The sequence below is a fragment of the Trabulsiella odontotermitis genome (genome assembly GCF_001188485.1).
Classification (GTDB): Bacteria; Pseudomonadota; Gammaproteobacteria; order Enterobacterales; family Enterobacteriaceae; genus Trabulsiella; species Trabulsiella odontotermitis_A.
Genome location: NZ_JNGH01000030.1, coordinates 1 through 304, shown reverse-complemented (window position 1 = coordinate 304; position 304 = coordinate 1). Strand labels below are relative to the sequence as shown.

1 tRNA gene is annotated in these 304 nt (G+C 48.4%); it reads right to left on the bottom strand.

The features are described 5' to 3' along the window. Nucleotides 1-123: 123 nt before the first annotated feature. Nucleotides 124-199: transfer RNA gene (locus tag GM30_RS02100), tRNA-Glu, on the bottom strand. Nucleotides 200-304 lie beyond the last annotated feature (105 nt).

Below are 304 nucleotides of genomic sequence, written 5' to 3'. Positions count from 1 at the left end.
CGTTGTTCTGTGTTTCAATTTTCAGCTTGATCCAGATTTTTAAAGAGCAAATATCGCAAACATGACTCACTGAGTCAGTTTTGAGATATTGTGGGCAACGCCTTTCACACATTACCGCGCAAGTGGCGTCCCCTAGGGGATTCGAACCCCTGTTACCGCCGTGAAAGGGCGGTGTCCTGGGCCTCTAGACGAAGGGGACACTGAAGTCTCAATCGCAAGACGCCTTGCTATTCACTTTTCATCAGACAATCTGTGTGAGCACTTCGAAGGCAGGTTCTTTAAAGGTAAGGAGGTGATCCAACCG